Source organism: Neorhizobium sp. JUb45 (genome assembly GCF_004343585.1).
Classification (GTDB): Bacteria; Pseudomonadota; Alphaproteobacteria; order Rhizobiales; family Rhizobiaceae; genus Neorhizobium.
In genome coordinates this window covers 84,007-101,938 of record NZ_SLYW01000001.1, presented here as the reverse complement: position 1 = coordinate 101,938, position 17,932 = coordinate 84,007, and the positions used below count along the sequence as shown (strand labels likewise).

15 protein-coding genes are annotated in these 17,932 nt (G+C 59.3%); 4 read left to right on the top strand and 11 right to left on the bottom strand.

Annotated elements, in window-relative coordinates; genetic code table 11:
* Window positions 1–327: 327 nt before the first annotated feature.
* From EDF70_RS00390 to EDF70_RS00370, 5 genes are all read right to left on the bottom strand, one after another.
* The gene (locus tag EDF70_RS00390; RefSeq protein WP_132271286.1) at window positions 328–1,692 is read right to left on the bottom strand and encodes a hypothetical protein; all 1,365 of its coding nucleotides are present in this window, start codon (window positions 1,690–1,692) and stop codon (window positions 328–330) included.
* An 86-nt stretch (window positions 1,693–1,778) separates the two neighbouring features.
* Window positions 1,779–2,786, bottom strand: coding sequence for an NAD-dependent epimerase (locus EDF70_RS00385; protein WP_132271285.1), 1,008 nt, complete (start codon window positions 2,784–2,786; stop codon window positions 1,779–1,781).
* A gap of 167 nt (window positions 2,787–2,953) precedes the next feature.
* Window positions 2,954–4,213 (bottom strand): hypothetical protein, encoded by a 1,260-nt coding sequence (locus EDF70_RS00380; RefSeq protein WP_132271284.1) that lies wholly within the window; start codon window positions 4,211–4,213, stop codon window positions 2,954–2,956.
* Between the two features lie 57 nt (window positions 4,214–4,270).
* The gene (locus EDF70_RS00375) at window positions 4,271–5,413 is read right to left on the bottom strand and encodes a glycosyltransferase family 1 protein (RefSeq protein WP_132271283.1); all 1,143 of its coding nucleotides are present in this window, start codon (window positions 5,411–5,413) and stop codon (window positions 4,271–4,273) included.
* The gene (locus EDF70_RS00370; RefSeq protein ID WP_132271282.1) at window positions 5,403–6,572 is read right to left on the bottom strand and encodes an acyltransferase; all 1,170 of its coding nucleotides are present in this window, start codon (window positions 6,570–6,572) and stop codon (window positions 5,403–5,405) included. Before EDF70_RS00370 ends, EDF70_RS00375 begins: the two co-directional genes overlap by 11 nt.
* Before the next feature lie 236 nt (window positions 6,573–6,808).
* On the opposite strand from EDF70_RS00370, the gene epsC reads away from it, so the two are divergent.
* Together epsC and EDF70_RS00360 are read left to right on the top strand one after the other, a co-directional pair.
* Complete coding sequence (epsC, locus tag EDF70_RS00365; protein ID WP_165931906.1) at window positions 6,809–7,387, top strand: serine O-acetyltransferase EpsC; 579 nt, start codon at window positions 6,809–6,811, stop codon at window positions 7,385–7,387.
* Window positions 7,388–7,401: 14 nt separating this feature from the next.
* Window positions 7,402–8,595: a glycosyltransferase family 4 protein gene (locus EDF70_RS00360; protein WP_132271280.1), complete on the top strand. Its 1,194-nt coding sequence runs from the start codon at window positions 7,402–7,404 to the stop codon at window positions 8,593–8,595.
* Here EDF70_RS00360 and EDF70_RS00355 read toward each other — a convergent pair.
* Entirely contained in the window at window positions 8,556–9,668 is a 1,113-nt protein-coding gene (locus EDF70_RS00355; RefSeq protein ID WP_132271279.1) for an acyltransferase, read from the bottom strand. The genes EDF70_RS00360 and EDF70_RS00355 overlap by 40 nt on opposite strands.
* A 287-nt stretch (window positions 9,669–9,955) precedes the next feature.
* On the opposite strand from EDF70_RS00355, the gene EDF70_RS00350 reads away from it, so the two are divergent.
* Together EDF70_RS00350 and EDF70_RS00345 are read left to right on the top strand one after the other, a co-directional pair.
* On the top strand, window positions 9,956–10,474 hold the full coding sequence (locus tag EDF70_RS00350) for a hypothetical protein (RefSeq protein WP_132271278.1): 519 nt from the start codon (window positions 9,956–9,958) through the stop codon (window positions 10,472–10,474).
* A gap of 76 nt (window positions 10,475–10,550) precedes the next feature.
* A complete protein-coding gene (locus EDF70_RS00345) occupies window positions 10,551–11,597 on the top strand; it encodes an acyltransferase (RefSeq protein ID WP_165931905.1) in 1,047 nt (348 codons plus the stop codon).
* 177 nt (window positions 11,598–11,774) lie between these two features.
* On the opposite strand, the gene EDF70_RS00340 is transcribed toward EDF70_RS00345, so the two are convergent.
* The 5 genes from EDF70_RS00340 to EDF70_RS00320 all read right to left on the bottom strand — a co-directional run bounded on the left by EDF70_RS00340 (window position 11,775) and on the right by EDF70_RS00320 (window position 17,888).
* Window positions 11,775–13,139: a hypothetical protein gene (locus EDF70_RS00340; protein ID WP_132271276.1), complete on the bottom strand. Its 1,365-nt coding sequence runs from the start codon at window positions 13,137–13,139 to the stop codon at window positions 11,775–11,777.
* Window positions 13,136–14,242, bottom strand: coding sequence for a glycosyltransferase family 4 protein (locus tag EDF70_RS00335; RefSeq protein ID WP_132271275.1), 1,107 nt, complete (start codon window positions 14,240–14,242; stop codon window positions 13,136–13,138). Before EDF70_RS00335 ends, EDF70_RS00340 begins: the two co-directional genes overlap by 4 nt.
* Window positions 14,243–14,393: 151 nt before the next feature.
* The gene (locus EDF70_RS00330; protein WP_132271274.1) at window positions 14,394–15,221 is read right to left on the bottom strand and encodes a glycosyltransferase family 2 protein; all 828 of its coding nucleotides are present in this window, start codon (window positions 15,219–15,221) and stop codon (window positions 14,394–14,396) included.
* A gap of 103 nt (window positions 15,222–15,324) precedes the next feature.
* Window positions 15,325–16,515 carry a glycosyltransferase family 4 protein gene (locus tag EDF70_RS00325; RefSeq protein ID WP_132271273.1) on the bottom strand — a complete coding sequence of 397 codons (1,191 nt, stop codon included), beginning with the start codon at window positions 16,513–16,515 and terminating at the stop codon, window positions 15,325–15,327.
* Entirely contained in the window at window positions 16,515–17,888 is a 1,374-nt protein-coding gene (locus EDF70_RS00320) for a cellulase family glycosylhydrolase (protein WP_132271272.1), read from the bottom strand. The genes EDF70_RS00325 and EDF70_RS00320 overlap by 1 nt, the downstream gene beginning before the upstream one ends.
* Between the last annotated feature and the right edge of the window lie 44 nt (window positions 17,889–17,932).

The window sequence follows — 17,932 nt, the reverse complement described above, 5'->3', positions numbered from 1 at the left end:
CTGAATCGCCCCTTTTGGGATTGGATTGCATTTTAACGATCTGGAACTGATCGCTTTTCGGACACTTCCGCGTCGCGAAACCGGAAAACGTGCCTCAATGGCACGGAGCATCAGCCGGGGATGCGACAAGGCATCCCACGCGGCGCTGCTCCAAATCTGCCGGCCCAAAGCCGGGACACGATGCCCCCTTGGGGACAATCGCGGCATTCCTCCCTGGTAAATCTGCCGGCAGCGCGAAACTGCGTCCGCTTGCTCTTGCACCGGCTCGGTCGGCCTTGCGCCGCCGAAATCATGCTCCACCCGCTTCGAACGCAGGCGAAAAAAGCTTTACTTCATTGAAATATCTGCTGAAAAATCAATGTTCGTATTCTTTGCGAGTTCCACCACAACAGGTGTCGCTCCAATCTCGAAATGCGCCGCATCGGCAACCGGTTCGGCGGCGCACAGGACCTGCGCCTTGACCGCAGAAGCAGTCGGCATCGACATGTCCGCGCGGATTTCTGCGCGTGTCGTCCATGTTGCCAGTCTCACGTCACTGCCATCATCCATCGCCAGAACAAAAACATCCGGCATCGGGCGGCTCAGGTGAAAAGCCTTGGCATCCTTCACCAGACGGATCACTTCGCGCACCGCGCAAGCCGCCGGCTTGGGTTTGTAATCGTAGTCGAAGAGACCGAAATTGGCCTCCAGATCGTTCTTGTCGCGGCCCTGATCCTTCAACTGATAGACCCAGGCGCCCTTCATCCAGGGCGTGGCGGCCGACCACAACAGGAATTGCGCGATATTATCGGCCTGCGCCCGTTCGTCGATCACGCAGGGCTGCTTGGCTGTCGGCCAGCCGAATTCCGTCACCGAAACCGGTACCTGTTTGCCGTCTTTCCCAGACAGCATTTTCTGCAAGTCTTCCAGCCGGTCCACCAATTCGGTGGCATTGCGTTTGGCCACATCCGGCTCGCAATGATTATACATGTGCACAGATAACCCGGCGGGCGCCACTATGGCAGCATCATTGACAACCGCCTTGGTCCACTGCCAGCCACTGTCCACACCGACCGCACCAACCAGAAGCGGTGCACCGAGCGCAGCTTCCGCAATCGCCGGAACGGCCGCCTTGGCGAGCGCTGCATAATGCATCGCGGCACGCGGATCATCCGGTTTTCCCGGTCCGATTAAAAACGGCAACGAAAAACGCGCCGTCAGGTTCCATTCGTTCCAGATTTCATAAATCGGATCGAACGGCTCTGCCGCAGCGGCTGCCCGCGCCGCAAAATCGGCAAAGGCTTTGCGCCCCGCCTCGGTGATCGGCGGATCGCCGCCCGCCACCTGCGGATTGCCATGGCCGAGGATCAGCAACGGCCGTGCCGCTTTCAGCTTCATGAAATCGAAAAGCTGCTTTGGCTCCGGCCTGCCCTGTTTCGCGCCCGGCTGGTCGAATGCCGGCCAGGCGAGATCATCACGATAGGAGGCGAAGCCCATATCCTTGATGAGCGCGGCGGTCTTTCCCGCCACGTAATTGTATTCACCACCAATGCCGAAATGCACGCCGACGCCGATGACCAGAGGCTCCGGCCGGGCAACGAGATCCGCCCGGTCGAAGGAGGTTGAAGCGCTGTCGGCAGAGAGCGCGACACCCGACTGAAGCATCAGCATGGCTGTAACCGCTATGCAGGCTTTTGCCGTTGTCTTCCGCATCCAGCGCTCCCAAAGGCCGTCAGATCAGCATCAGGCGCATGCCTGATAAACTTATCATCTGGCAAAACTGTGACATTGTCACGAATTTAGCTGTAAAATTCCTTATACCACTCGGCAAAGCGCCGAACGCCATAATCCAGATCGAGTTCAGGCTTGAATTTCGTCAGCGCCACCAGCAGGTCCGGCGATGCAAAAGTGCGCGGAACATCGCCCTTCTGCATCGGCAGCATGTTGCGGATCGCCGGCTTGCCCATGGCCTCCTCGATGGTTTCCACGAAACGCATCAGCTCCACCGGCTGGCCACCACCGATATTTACGACGCGGAAAGGCGCATGCTGCGACAGCGTATCGGTAACGCCTTCGGCAACCACGCGGTTTTCCTCGGAAGGCGGCACGGCCATCAGCCGCACGATGCCCTCGACGAGGTCATCGATATAGGTGAAGTCGCGGCTCATCTTGCCTTCGCCGTAGATATCGATCGGGCGATCGTTGCGGATGGCATCAACGAACTTGAACAGCGCCATGTCCGGCCGGCCCCACGGACCATAAACCGTGAAGAAACGGAAGGCGGTGGTCGGCACCTTGAACAGATGCGCATAGCTGTGCGCCATCAGCTCCATCGACTTCTTGGTCGCGGCATAGATGGTCATCTGCTCGTCGGCCTTGTCGCTTTCGGCAAACGGGATCTTTTCGTTGGCGCCGTAAACGGACGAGGTCGAGGCCAGAAGCAGGTGTTTTGGCTGGATCTGGCGGGCAAGCTCGATGATGTTGAACGAGCCGACGAGATTGGAATCCACGTAGGAACGCGGGTTTTCGAGGCTGTACCGCACGCCGGCCTGGGCGGCGAGATGGACGATCACATCCGGCTCGGCAAGCTCGGCGGCCTTGTCCAGCGCATCCTTGTCTTCCAGCTGCGCGATGACGGCCTTGAAACCGTTCGAGCGCGCCAGGATCTCGTGGCGCTTTTCCTTGAGCTTGGTGTCGTAATATTGCGTCATGCCGTCGAAACCGACGACAAAATGGCCCTCGTCGAGCAGCCGCTTGGCCAGATGGAAACCGATAAAGCCCGCAGTGCCGGTAATGAGATAGCGCATGTTTACCCTTTCGCGCGATGTGGGGTCAAAACGACCCCCACCAGGTTGATCTGGCTGCCGCCGCAATGGGTCGTTTGACGGACAGCTAATACGTACATCAATGGTTCAAGCCCTGTCTACCGCAACGCAGCATAAATCTGCGAGACTGTCACTTTTGGGGAAAGCGGTCATGCCGCCACCCCGATGGTGCGGGAGAACCTGAAGAGGAAGATGGCGCGGGCAATGGCGACAAGGATCGCCGTGGCCAGCGCCGCGATGCCGGTGCCGGCAAACCCGAAGATTTCGATCATGGCAAAGGCCATGCCCACCGACAGGAAGACGCCGAGAAGATTGATCGTGGCGTAGTGATTGTCCTTCTTCATGCTGGTGAGGCCGACATTCAGAAGATCCGAGCAGGAGCGGATGACGGCGGCCAGCAGCAGCATGATGAAGATCGAGCGGTATTCGGTGACATCCTTCATGTCGAGGAAGTGGATAAGGATTTCGCTGGCGACGAAGACGCCGGCGCCCAGCACCACCGAGAGCGCCGCCACCTTGATGAACTGGTTCTTCATGATGCGCTTCCAGTCGGAAGCCGAACCGGCATTATAGGCCTTGAACAGCACCGGTAGCGCCAGTTGCACCACGGCCGTGGTCATCAGCGTCTGCAGCGCATTGGTGAGCGACCAGTAGAAGGTATAAACGCCGGTCAGCGTCAGCCCGAGCATGAAGGAAACGATGTAACGATCGGCATAAACAAGCCCGACAAGGCCGAGGTCGCTGAAATAGATGAACCAGGATTTTTTCAAACGGCCCTTGATCCATTCGCCTTCCAGCGGCGCTTTCGCGATTTCCCGAAGCGGCCATTTGCGGATCAGCCAGTACAGTACCGCAAACACCGCGACATAGCTCAGGATCCAGCTGGCAAACACCGCTTCGAGGCTACGCAGTTCCGGCAACCACAGGCCAAGCCCGACAATGACCGGCACCCACAGCGCCGAGCGGATAAACACCAGAATGTTGGCCTGCAGCGCCATTTCCATGGCGATCATCGGCACATGCAGGTCGAGCGCATAGGTTTCCAGCCAGACCAGCGCGATGATGAGGATATAGATGGCGGTGAGCGGATAACCGGTGGCAAGCGCCAACCCGATGGCGAGCAGCGTCGCCAGCGTCAGCGAGATCGTCGTCACCACCAGCCGCGTCTTGATCTTTGCCGCCGCCGTCACGACCGGCACGCCGACCGCATCGCGGGCAACGAAATAGTTCAGCCCCCAACCGATCAGCGCCGGCATGATGCCAACAGCACCGAGCGTCAGGCCATAGATACCGGCCGCCTCATAGCCCAGATATTTGACGATGTAGAAGGTGAGCAGGAAGCGAAAGACCAGCGTCGAGGCCCGCAGGCCAAGGTTCGCAAAACTGTTCAGCTTCTTCAGAATTCGCATCGATGGGTATGTCCTAAAAGGCGGCAGCGCTGCCGCATGGTCTCGTCAGCGCCAGTCTCAATCGAGAATGCCGATATCCGTTTGCTCTGAAATCCGGCCGTTGCGATCGATGTCATCCACCATCGCCAGCAGCCGCCCGGCGCTGTTTTTCCATGAGAAATCCTTTGTTCGCGCCGATCCTCTCTCGCGAACGGCGGCGATATCGACAGTTCCGTCGACCACATCGCGCATGGCCGAGGTGATCGACGCCACATGGAAGGGATCGAAATAGATGACCGCATCGCGGCAGACTTCGCGCACCGGCGGAATGTCACTGGCGATCACCGGGCAACTGAGCGCCATCGCCTCCAGCGGCGGAATGCCAAATCCCTCGTAAATGCTCGGAAACACCAGAGCTGCGGCCTTGCGGTAAAGCGCCTGTATCTCCTCGTCGCTCAGCCGGCCGGTGCTGACAACGTTGGACGGCAGATCGCCCAGCAGCGACTTTGCGAACGTGCTCGCCGCCCCGCCGACCATCACAAAAGCCACATCAGGCCTGTCGAGCGCGACGAAAGCGCGTATGGCACCGGCGAGGTTCTTGTTGTTGGCGGGCGAGCCGACAAACAGAAAGAACGGCCGCGTTTCGAGATCGATTTTTTGAAGCACCGAAACATCCGGCTCGACGCTGAAAACATGATCGACGGCATTGGGCACCAGCCCGATCCGCCCCTTGGGCACGCCGAGCAGTTTCGACAATTCCTGTCGGGAGAAATCCGAAACGGTGGCGATATTGGCGCGCTTTGCCAGCAGCCGCCCGAGCAGGCGATGGAACGTGCCATAAGCCCGCGAAAAGTTTTCCGGGTGCCGATAGACCAGCGCATCATGCAGCACTGTCAGTTGCCGCCCATGCAGGACGGGACCGGAATTGCACAGATTGACCAGCACGCCACCGCGACCGGCGCGCCAAAGATCCGTCTGCTCCCAGGCATGACCCGAACGGCTTCCGACATTGTCGAAACCCACACCCCTCAGCCAATCCGGCCGCGCCACACCCTGCGGCGCCAGCACCACGAAACGCTCGGCATTGGCGGGCGTCAGCGCCGCATCGATCTCGCGTAAAATCATGCCGGCGAAACGCTCGACCCCAGTCACCGGGCGGCCGAGAAAGCGCCCGTTGATGAAGATTGTGCGGGAGGAACCTGCAATCGCTTCAGCCGGCATTGGCGCCCTGCCCGATCGGTGCGCGGGCGCCGGTAATGCGCCGGGAAAGCCGGTTGAAGAAATCCCGACCCGGCTCCTCGACGAAATAATAGGTGAAGCAGGCGCAGATGATGATTGCCGCCAGATAGCCCAGCGCCATCAGATCCATCAGCCCGGCCGGGCCAAAGGCCAGCCGCTCGTGCACACCATCGAACTCGATGAGCGGCGTGCCGATCTTCCCCTGCACAATCTTGGCTCCGGCGAAGATGACGGAAAACACGATGAAATGGACGAGATAGATCGAATAGGACAGCTTTCCGAGAAACAGCAACGGCCTGACCCGCAGCAGTCTGGCGACCGTGCCGCGCTCATAGGAAAACAGCAGGATCGCCGCAGAAAAACCGAGGATGTTGAACGTGGTGTAATGCGGCTTGAACCAGAACAGCAGCAGCATGATCGCTGTTGCCAGCAGTTCGGGCACTGTGCCCTGCACGGCATTCGTCTGCCGCAGCTTCAGATAAAGCTCATAGGTCAGGTTGCCGGCAAAAAAGCCAAAGATGCACTGGACGAGGCCGAGACCCGAAGCGAGGTTGAGGTCCGGGTGATAGGCATCGAGCCAAACGAGCAGCAGGCCGGACAACACGAAAACCGCAACCGATCCCCACATGCGATAGCGCCCAAGCGGAATGAAAACCGCCACGAACAGGAGATAGGTGTAGAATTCCGTGCTGATCGACCAGCTCGAGGCATTCCATGTCAATTCCGGAAAGGGAATGACCGCCTGCAGCAGAAAGATGTTGGCGATCAGTGACGGAATATCGTTGGTGCCTGCAAACGCACCCTCGCTGCTATGCAGCCCGGCGCGGGCCGCCATGAACAGTTTTGCCAGTTCCAGCAGGACAAAAACGCCGAGTGTGAAAATATGCAGCGGATAGAGCCGGCCAAAGCGGCGGATCACGAAACGTAACCCGTCATTGCCGCTGGACAGCGATGTCCGATAGGCATGGGTGATGACAAAACCGCTCAGCACGAAAAAGAAGGGCACAGCGAGATTGCCGTTCCGGACCAGCGGGAAATCATAGAAAAACCCGGCCGCCTGGAAATGGAACAGCGCGACCAGAAGAGCGGCAATGCCTCTCCAGGAATCGAGGGCGTCGAACCTGATCTGCCCTTCTTTCATGCGCCATACTCCCCGGATCCGGTGTATTTGCAGCGCCAGTCTTGGTTCACGAAGGCGACCCCGTCAAGCGTAATGCTGCGTTGCATATAATTCCCGATCAGATATCGTCCAGAGCAATCGGCGACCTATATCGAAACAAAATTCGAGCGACACGTTTCAGTGTTAACCAACGTTGTTAAGTGGCGGACCGGGCAAAAATGCGGTCTGGCCACGAAGTTTGCGGAGACAGGATCGACATGACGGAAACGCCGTTCCAGAAGGTGAAGGCCGATCTCAAGCGGTATGCGCTTCGTGAAAACAGGACATCGGCCGGCCTCGGCTTCACCCTGCGCATGTTCCTGCTCACCCCCGGTTTCCAGTTCGTCTTCTCCCGCCGCCTGCAGGAAATGGTGGTGAAAATTCCGTTGGTCGGACGTCTTCTGCGCCGGATCCTGTGGTGGTGGAGCTGCGTGTTTTTCGGCTCGGAACTGGCCATGGCGGCAAAGATCGGCGGCGGATTTTACGTGCCGCATCCGTTCGGCATCGTCGTCGGCGCGGCAACGCTCGGCCGCAATGTCTCCATCCTGCAAAACGTCACCATCGGCCGCAAGGCAGCGGAAGATCCGCGTGATCCCGTGATCGAGGATGGCGTGTCGATCTCGGCGGGTGCCGTCGTGGTCGGTGCCATCACGGTCGGTGAAGGTGCCACGATCGGCGCCAATGCGGTCGTCACCAAGGACGTTCCGCCCCATTCAGTCGCCATGGGCATTCCGGCAAAGATCATCGGCCCCAAACCGGTCGCCGACAATACCGTCACCACCAGTCCGGCCGCGTGAAGGGAACCGCGCCGATGCGCATCGCCCTGTTCAGCGCCCTTTACCCCACACCAAGACACCCGAAAATCGTCGGTGGCGCGGAAGTGTTTGCCCGCCAGTTTGCCGAGGCGCTTGTTGCCGGTGGCGACGAGGTGATGGTCGTCTGCAATTCGCTGGAGGGCAAACGCGAGAGCGAATTCGTCAACGGTGTGCGCGTGGAATTCATCCCCGTGCGCAACCTGTTTCCACCGTTTCAGGAGAAGCAGAACCCGCTGGCGCGCATGCTCTGGCACGTCATCGATGACTGGCAGACCGCACATCCCGATATCGGCAGGTTGCTCGACGATTTTCGCCCGGACGTGATCAATTCCAACACGATCAACGGCCTGACCGCCGATATCTGGCGCGTGGCGAAGAGACAAAAAATCCCCACCGTGCATACGCTGCACGATTATTACCTAACCTGTCCGCGCTGTTCCCGCTTCCATGGCGAAGGCTCATGCGGGATGGCCTGTACCGCGCTCACTACCGGCCGCCGTCGACGTGCAAAAAAGGTCGATGCCGTGGTCAGCGTCAGCCAGCGCACGCTGGATCTTCATCTGGAGGACGGGCTGTTTGCCCGCGCGGCAAAACATGTGGCGCGCAATGTGCCCAACCCCGCCATCACCTTCTCCCCTCGGCCCTTGCCGGAAATGCCGCTGCGCATCGGTTATCTCGGCCGCTTTTCCGAGGAAAAGGGTGTTGGCCTGCTGGTCGAGGCCGTTGCGCGGCAAAAGCCCGGCACGGTGACTCTGGCGCTTGCCGGCAATGTACCCGATGACGAAAAAGCGCGACTGCGAGCCTTGGCTCCCAATGCCGATCTCGATTTTGTCGGCTTCGTCTCGCCCTCGGATTTTTATGCGACGGTCGATGTGGTCGCCATCCCATCCATCTGGGAAGAGCCCGGCGCCTTGGCACTGGTGGATGCACTGGCGGCGGGCCGTCCGGTTCTCGGCAGCCGTTTCGGCGGCATTCCCGAAGTCATCGAGCATGGCGTGACCGGCTGGGTCGTGCCGCCCGGTGCCGAAGGTTTTGCCAAGGCAATAGAAGCTCTGGTCGAAGATCCGGCACGCGTTCTCGCCGCCCACGACAACCTGCGCGACCGCCCCGGCCGGGTATTCGATGATGTCGTTGGCGAATACCGAAAAATCTATCGATCGCTGATGCCGACCGTGGCGGAAGCCACCTGAACCGGTACTTTCGGCTTCGTCAGACGCGACAGCCATGCGCCCATCGGCTTTTCCAAGAGCAGATGCACGGCAATCGATCCGATGATCGACACGACCAGCCCGCCGGCAAAAATGCCGATCAGCGGCAGGCCCAGCTTGGCGGCAACAACGCCAAAGATCTTGAGCGCAAACGGATGCGACAGGTAGAGGGCATAAGAGGCATCACCACCCAGCGCCAGGGCACGCGTTACCCGCGAACCCGGCGCGGACGGGCCAAGCACGACGGCAGCCGTGATCAGGATCGCCGGAATGCCACCGGTGATGAGGCGGGTGACGTGTTCGTAGGCCGAAATCTGATAAAGCCAGATCGCCAGCGCCAGCCCGGCAACGATCATGGCAAGCATCACGCCGAGCGGCAGGCGATATCCCTTGAGGTAGAGAGCGGCCAGACCGATACCAAGCAGGAACTCGCCGATCATGCCATTGCCCCAGAATTTGATCAGCCACATCTGATCCGGCACCAGCACCGCCGTCGTGCACAGGATCGCAAACAGCACCAGCATCACCGCAATGCCGACCGACCTGCGCAGGCAGAGCGCCAGCGCAAAAACGGCGTAGAACAACATCTCGTAATTCAGTGTCCAGCCGAGCGACAAAAGCGGAAACAGTTCGCCATCGGCGCGCGGAAAGGGAATGAAGGCGTAGGAGGCGATGATGTGGCGGAGATCCAGCCCATTGTTGTTGATCAGGCTGCCGGCGGCGAGGATCGATGCCAGCATCAGCGTCGAAAAGATCCAGTAGAGCGGCACGATGCGCACCAGCCGTCGCCGCAGGAAATCCATAGGCGCACCGGCACGGCCAAAGCGGTCATGCATCATGAAATACATGATGAAACCGCTGATCACGAAAAAGATGTCGACACCCAGCCCCCAGTCGAGAAGGCCGATGCCACCGAACGTGCCGCCGCTGCGCGCCGCGACATTCAACACCTCCGCATGCGCATGCGCGAAAACGACGAGAAAGGCCGCAAAGAACCGCAGGATCTGCACGTTGACGACGTAGTTTCCGCGGCCAAGGACTTCTGCCTGCGACATGGTTTTTCCCGTTCATCGCGCTATGTGAGAGCGCTTCAAGCCAAAATCTTTTCGCAATGCAAAGCTAACATGACGATGACATAGATTCGAGCGATTATGCCTTTCATCAGGCCGAAACATTGTTTGCGCGCTGGATATCCTCGCGAAATCAACTATTTCGCTTAAGGCCGACTCTAGCCGCCACCTGTTCTGAAACGGTGCAAACCGTTGACATTCGCGGTCAGGCGGCTACGAAATATAACATTCCTTCGCAATTGCGAAATGAACCGGACAAACAGGAAGCCTTCATGAAATTCTGGGATGTCGTCAAAGCGGACCTGCAGATCAACGCCGGCCACCGCAGCATGAAGAAACTGCCTTTCACGTTTCTCTTCAATCCCGGTTTCGCCACCGTTTTCCTGCACCGCGTCGCCACGCATTTCTACAAGGGCCGCCTGAAACGCCTCGGCATCATCGTCTGGCGCTGGAATGTCACGCGCAGCGGCTGCCACATCAATCTCGGCAGCCATATCGCGCCCGGCCTGTTCCTGCCGCATCCAGTCGGTGTCGTCATCGGCGAAGGTGTCGAGATCGGCGAAGGTGCAGCGATCTACCAGACGGTAACGATCGGCAAGACCGCCTCGCCAAAATATCCGGTGATCGGCGCGGGTGCCACGCTTTATCCGAATGCCATCGTCATCGGCCCGATCACGGTGGGTGAAAAAGCCGTGGTGGGTGCCGGATCGGTGGTCGTGAAGGATGTGCCGGATCACGGCATCGTCGCCGGCAACCCGGCGAAACTCATCCGTGTCGGCACCGGAGAATAAACCGGGCAGAACAAGGCCCGATCGAACGAAGCGCGCGCTTTCTCGCGAACAACCAATCACAGGGGTGTTTTTGGCCATGGATCAGACGAAGTCGCGCAATCAGCTCTACCAGTTGAACTGGGTCCGTGCCATCGCCGCCCTGATGGTCGTCGGTTATCATCTGGAAATCACCATGGCGCTGTCGAAATATTTCGATCGTGCGGTGTTTCCCATCTTCAAGGCCGGTTCGGCCGGTGTCGAACTGTTCTTCGTCTTAAGCGGTTTCGTCATCTATTACGCCCACCGCCGTGATCGGGAGGGTGATGCGGAGGCGCTGAAAAAGTTCGTCTTCAAGCGCTTTCGCCGTCTCTATCCGCCGCTATGGATCGTGCTGATCGCCACCACGGCGATGGCGTTCGCCGCCGGCGCCGATATCGGCGTCTGGGACGTGATTGCCGCCTACCTCATCCTGCCGGTCGAAAAGGAAGTGCTGCTCGGCGTCGAATGGACGCTGCGCCACGAAATGCTGTTTTACGCCACCTTCCTTGTCTATCTCTGGAACCGCCGGATCGGCCTTGCCCTTCTGATCGGCTGGGGTGTAGTCGGCTCGCTTGCCGGCGTTTTCCTCGATGAGCCGTGGCTTCTGAAATTCCTGCTCAGCCCCTATCACCTGCTCTTCATCGCCGGCATGGGCATAGGCTGGCTGTTCGTGCGCGAAGACATGGCCTATGGCCTGCCGACCTTCCTTGCTGGAACCATAGTGTTCGCCGGCACATGGTGGCAGGTCAGTTATGGCGGCGGGGCAGACCCGGATTACCTGATCCTGCTCTTCGGCCTCGGCGCGACAGGCATCATCTACGGGCTGTGTGCGCTTCCCTCATGGAACCGCCCGTTCAAGCCGTTGGATATGATGGGCGCAGCCTCCTACAGCCTCTACCTCATCCATTACCCGCTTCTGTCGCTGCTGTTGAAGATCACCATGATCGCGCATGCGAAAATTCCGCTGCCGCTCGAGTTCTATTTCGTCGGCATCGTCATCGCCTGCCAGGTGGCTGGCCTGCTGTTTCATTATTACGTGGAGAAACCGGTGCTCAGCCTGACGGGACGGATCATGCAGCGTCGTCAGCCGCAGCCGGCGGAGTGAGGGCTGAAAAACCTTTCCGGATTTGGCAAAGTCCCCCTCTGGCCTGCCGGCCATCTCCCCCACAAGGGGGGAGAAAACCCGCGGCTACCTCTCGCCTCAATTAAGCTTCGACGGGGCGACGGGTTAAGCCCCTCCCACTTGTGGGGAGGGGTTTGGGGCGGGGTCTTTTTAATTGCCCTACCCCTGCGGTCTCGGCACCATATCCGCCTGCCTGTTGGCCAACCCCGGCTCCGCCCCGCCCTGCGCCACATTGCGTGGCTTCAGCTTCGGCTGTTTCGGCACACGTGACTTATTCCTCACGTGATACCCGAACATTTCGGAAAAGATGTAGCCGAACATCAGCGTCGCATAGGACGGGCCGTAACACTGGATGGTGATGCTGTAGAAATTGAACATCGTCATCAGCGACAGTTTTACCGGGTCTCGCGCATGCCGCACCATCAGGAACTGCATGACCACGAACAGCACGAAGGGCATGCCCATCATGATCAGCGTCGACATGTAGAAATTGTCGAGCGGCAGGTTGTAGTCGGCAAGCGCCGTGTAATCCATCGGATAACTGAAGCAGCCGAGGCCACAGCCGAACACGGTGCCGGCCGGAAAGATTTCGGCGACCGTCTGGAACGGACCGGGCCAGGTATTGTCGATACGGTCCTGCAGACTGAACAGCGACGACGACACCTTGCCGAGTTCGGCGCCATAAAACATCAGCATCAATAGCGGCGGCACCAGAAGGCACACGAAGGACCACTTGGCGACAAGCCGCAGGAAAGCGATGTTCAGCGCCCGGTCACGCAGGAAATAGACGGTGAAATAGATGCCGACATAGAGGAAATAGACGCCCAGCGCCGTCTTGCTGGTCGAGACCTGAATAGCCCAGAGAATGATCGGCAGGCAGATGACGTTGGTCAGAAAGCTGTAATGCGGTGACAGCAGGATGAAGATGAAGATCACCATATAGGCGGCCATGGTGCTGTCGCCGGCAAGCCCGCCGTAACGGATGCCGCCTTCCTGCCACCACAGCTTTGTCGCCTCGCGCTCCATGCCAAAGCTGCTGATCGTCTGGCCGACCCAGGGATATTCGACATAAGGATTGGCCAGAAGGCCGAGGACGGAGGATGCACAGATGGCGATCAACACCACCCGCACCCATGGCCGTTCCGTCACCGAACGACCGTAGAAACAGAAGCCGACAAACATCGGGATGAACATCTTGATCGACGAAAACAGCGAAAACGCCGAATTGTTCATGAAGAAGATGCTGGTGATCGTCGACAGGATGAAGATGTAGCAGAGATACATCCCGATCGCGTTCTTCTTGACGAAGAACTGCTGGTAGAAAAACAGCCCCATCGCCACGAAGGACATCAGATCCGGCACGAACCACAGAAAGGACACGTGCAGCAGCTGGAACAGATAGCGGATACTACCGGTCAGGCCGTCGCGGATGGCGAACAGGATGAAGGTGACGAGCAGGAAGTTGTAAACCACCTCGTCCCAGTCGATCTTGGGCGTATCGCTTTCGTACCGTCTTGTGATCATACGGGTTGTGGCTCCGTCACCCGGCTGGTGAGGATCGAGACGTAAACGTCGTCGATCTGCCGCACCATCCGGTCTGATGTGTAACATGCGAGAAAGCGCTTGCGGCCCACCTCTCCGAGTTCCGCAAGCGTTTCGCGGGTCAGCCCGGCAAGGCAATCGCGCAGCGCATCGGGGTCTTCAGGGTTGACCAGAATGCCGTATTGGCCATTGCCGAGGATCTCGACGAGACCGCCGACAGCAGCCGCGACAACCGGCTTCTGCATACGCATCGCCTCGATCGCGACAAGCCCAAATCCTTCCCAGCGCGATGGCACGACCAGCACATCGCAGGCCTTCATCTGCGCATAAACGCCATCGCGGTCCATCCAGCCCAGCTGGGCGATATGGTCGGGCAGCGTTTCGGGCATGTTTTCCTCGCTGACGGCGAAACCGCCGACCAGACGCACACTCAAATGATCGCCCAGTCCATCGATGGCTTTGAGAAGAATATCGACACCCTTCTGGTAATCGAACCGTCCGGCATAAAGAAGGCGGATACGATCATCCTGCCAAACGGCGGATGGCACGGGCGGCACGTTGCGGTCGATACCGCTTTCCACCAGCGTCACTTTATCGGGCGACAGGCCCAGTTCCATGGCGCGGCGGTATTCGTGTTTGGAAATGACGATGATGCTGTCGGCCGCATTGCCCAGCTTGCGCTCCATCATCTCGGCAAAGCCGCGCACATAACGCGCGCCCTGCATGTCCACCGACCAGCCATGCGGGCAGAACACGATGCGGTGGCTCCGACGCAGGCCAAGCACCCGCACGATGATACCCGCCACCGACGAATGCGCATGCACGACATCCGGCTCGAAACTGCTCACCGTCTGCAGATAACGCTGCACCAGCAGGAAAGAGCCGAACAGCCGCGTCGGCCGCTTGAAGGTGACGATCTGCGCACCGCATTCACGGATGGCAGGATCGATGAAATCGAAATGCGTTTCCGGCACCAGAAGCTGCACGTTCTCGCGCCCATAGGCTGCGACCTGATGCGGGATCAGTTCTGCCAGATAGGAGCCGGTACCACCGATAATGCTTTCGCAGACGTGAAGTATCTTCATGGTCTAGTTGCGCCATACAAAACGAACGGTTCGAAGGCATTTTCAACCTGCACCGATCGTTTGAATGGTCGCGCCTGCCGGAGCATCGCGACGCTGTTGGCTGCGTTGATGTGTTCCGACAAACGAAATCCCCCCAAGGTTGGTTTTAATCTTACGATCGCATGATCTTTTTAAGGCCGGGCGAGCGGATCAGCGGCAAAGAGAACCTCCGCCCGAACATCACCAGGCTTCTCAAATGCGCGCGCCCCGCGAAACTGAAGGGGCTGGACGCACTCGAGCGCTGGTGGTCATGCACCAGCTGCGCGCCCGGATAGCAGATCACCTTCTTGCCGGCCCGCCACACACGGGCGCAAAGATCGACGTCCTCCATATAGAGGAAATAGGCCTCGTCCATGCCATTCAGCTGCGCGTAAAGCTCGCTGCGGATGACGAAACCGGTGCCCATCACCCATTCCGCCTCGAACGGCTTGCCGTCACGCCAGGCCTCGCGCATGAGGTGGCGGTCGATGCGGCCGGCGAACATCTTGCCGAGCATGTTCACCCGGCGCGCGCCGATATCGAGGACCGAATAGAAGCGGCGCGCCGAATACTGGCGGCTGCGATCCGGGTTGACGAGATCGAGACCGACGAGACCGACACCCGGATCGCGGTTCATGAGATCCATCACCCGCGCAACGCTGTCGAACTCGAAATAGGTATCCGGGTTGAGCACCAGCAGGTAATCGGCGTTGGTATGCTTGTAGCCTTCGTTGATACCGGCACCGAAGCCGGCATTGCGGTCGGAGGCGATGAGCCTGACCCCGATCGGCAGCTTGGCACGCAGGACTGGCACGGAATCGTCACCGGACAGATTATCGACGACGATGATCTCCTCCGGCTTGGCGACGGATTGCGCGATCATCGATTCCACGCAGCGGATGGTGAGACCCGCCGTGCGGAAGTTGACGACAATGACGTTGAGAGGCGATTTTGTTGTCATCTTTGACCCATGTGTTCGTGATGGGATGAAGTGCGCTGCGGCAACGTTTGCAGGGTTGGCAGCAGAAGAATTCGGCGAAGATTTTTTGGTGTGAAAGTCATGGTCATGCCTTCCCCGCTGCGCCCGGCAGAAAACCGGCTGACGTGTCGAAGGTCGTATCGGGATCGGCGGCTGCGTCGATTTCCAGCGCGTGGAAAAAGATGTTGGCCTGCGCCACCGAGCGGCGGTGCATGGCGGCGATATGGGCACGTCCGGCCCCGGCGATCGCCTGACGGTTAGCGGCGAGATCGGTGATGGCGCTGTCGAGCAATTCCGTATCCTTCTCTAGATCGAAGGACATGATGCGGTCGCTCGTGCGCAACCGCTCCGGAATGCAGCCGGTGGAGGAAGCGAGAATATCGCAGCCGTAACCATAGGCCTCAAGAATCACCAGCGGATCCGCCTCATCGATCAGCCGCGACGGCAGAGCGAACATGTCGAGCCGCTGGTAAAACGCATCCTTGGCATCGTCATAAACCGGGCCGAGATATTCGGCGCGATCCGGATATTTTGCGCAGAAGGCCAGAATCTCCTGTTTCAGGCTTTCGTCGCGCACCGGGCCGGCCAGCACGAAACGAAAATCGTCGCGTTTGGCAAAGATGCGCTCGGCCAAGGCGATCAGGTAATCCACGCCCTTTTCGCGGGTGAGAACGCTGAGGTGCCCCATCGTAATCGGGCCTGTACGCACCGCGCCTGCCGGCTTTTCCTCGAAAAACAGATAGGCATTTGGCAGCACAAAACTGCGTGCCTTCAGTTCCGGCGTGAAATAAAGATCGGCATAACGATCCCGCATCTTTTCCGACAGGAAGACATGGCGCTGATAGGGACCGCTGACGGCAACCAGCGTCCGCGCCGAACGGGTAGGCCCGAGATTGATCGGCCGGAACGAATGGTGGTGGATGAAATGGTCCAGCCGCTTGAGCCGAAGAGCAGCCAGGCACCCCATGAACAGCCAAAGACCGTTCTGGCCGGGTGGCGAGGTATAGACGTGATCGGTGCGCGGGATGGAAAACAGCACAATCAGCGGCAGAACGAACGCGGCAGCGATCTTTTCCGCGCCCGTTCCACCGGTCGGCAGCACTGTCACCGGCGCATGTTTTTCGAACTCGGCGACGATGTGGCGATTGTAATTGGTCTGGCCGTTCAGCGGCTGCGGCATCGGGCCGATCACCCAGATACGGCTGCGCCCGTCGCGTGTGGCCTTTGCCGCACCGGCTGCCGAAAACAGTGATCGAACGAAGGAAATAACCGACATTATTGCTGCACCTCGCCCAACTTGATCGTGACCGGATCCTGCGTGGAAAAATCGAGAATGACCGGCGCCGGGCCGATACGTCCGGCATTCGCCTTGGCAAGACCTTCTGCCTCGCACATGGCTTGTGTCTTCACCGGCTGGGCAGAGGTGGAATAGCCCGCCTTCACCCAGTCACCTTTCGTCCACATGACGATTTTCTGGCCCGTACCGGAGACGAGACGCGCAACAAAGACGTCCGGCCGGGGCTCGCGGATTTCCACGCTCTCCGCCGACTTCACCAGTTCGGCGGCGGCACCCATGAAGCAGGCAGCCGGTTTGGCTTGGTCCTCATAGGAAAAGAGGCCGTAATTGCTTTCACGGTCCACCGGGTCCGGTGAAATGTTCTTCAATTCGTGCATCCAAACACCCTTGATCCAAGGGATGGTTGCGGAATGCAGGATAAACTGGGCGAAATTATAGGCGGATGTGTCGAGCGGCATACCACAATTGCCCTTCGAGGTCGGCCAGCCGAACTCGGTGATGTAAAGCGGCGTCTCGGTTCCGCCGCGCACTTGGCGCAGGTCCGCCTGCAGTTTCTCGACGCGATCGATCATTTCTTCAGCCGTACGGTCATGCGGATTGGCCGAGCATTGATTGTAGAGATGCACGGACAGGCCATCGGCACCGTCCATCACGCCATCGCGCACGATCGCCTTGGCCCAGCCCCAGTCCTCGTCATCGCCAACGGCGCCGACGACGATCTTGGCTTTCGGGTTCACCTGCCGGATCTTTTCGACTGCCACCTTGGCGACACGCACATAATGGCTGGCCGAGCGCGGATCATCCTTCGGCCCCTCGCCCATGATGCGCGGCTGCGGTTTGCCGGTGCCGATATACATGTTCCATTCGTTCCAGATCTCGTAGATCGGATCGTATTGTTGTGTCAGCTCCACAGCCTTGCCGACATAATCCTCGAACACTTCGAGCGCTGAATCGCTGACCGGCGGCACACCACCTTTGACGCCGGAATTGGCAAGGCCGAGATTGATCATCGGCGTCAAACCGGCCTGCGGCAGGAAATTCATCAGCCGGCCGGATTTGGAAAGAACCGGGCCGGAGGGCGGAAAGTTGAACGACTGCCACGGCATGTAGTCGCGGAAGCTAGTCGCGCCAATCTGGCCGAGCTGCTCGCGCACCTTGTGGGCATCCTTGTAGCCGAGAACACGCACCGTGCCGAAATGGGTATTGGCGCCGATGATCGGGGCGACATAGCCCCTCTCCTGTGGCTTCTCGAACGTAACCGACTGCGCTAGAGCCGACGACGCGCAGGCGAGCACACCGAAGCAGGCGCTCAAAAGCGCGGTGCGAAAAGCCGTCTGTCGTGTCACCTTCATGTCGTTTTTCCTGCCTTTGCACATTTCTTTCGGCCTTGGAGCCG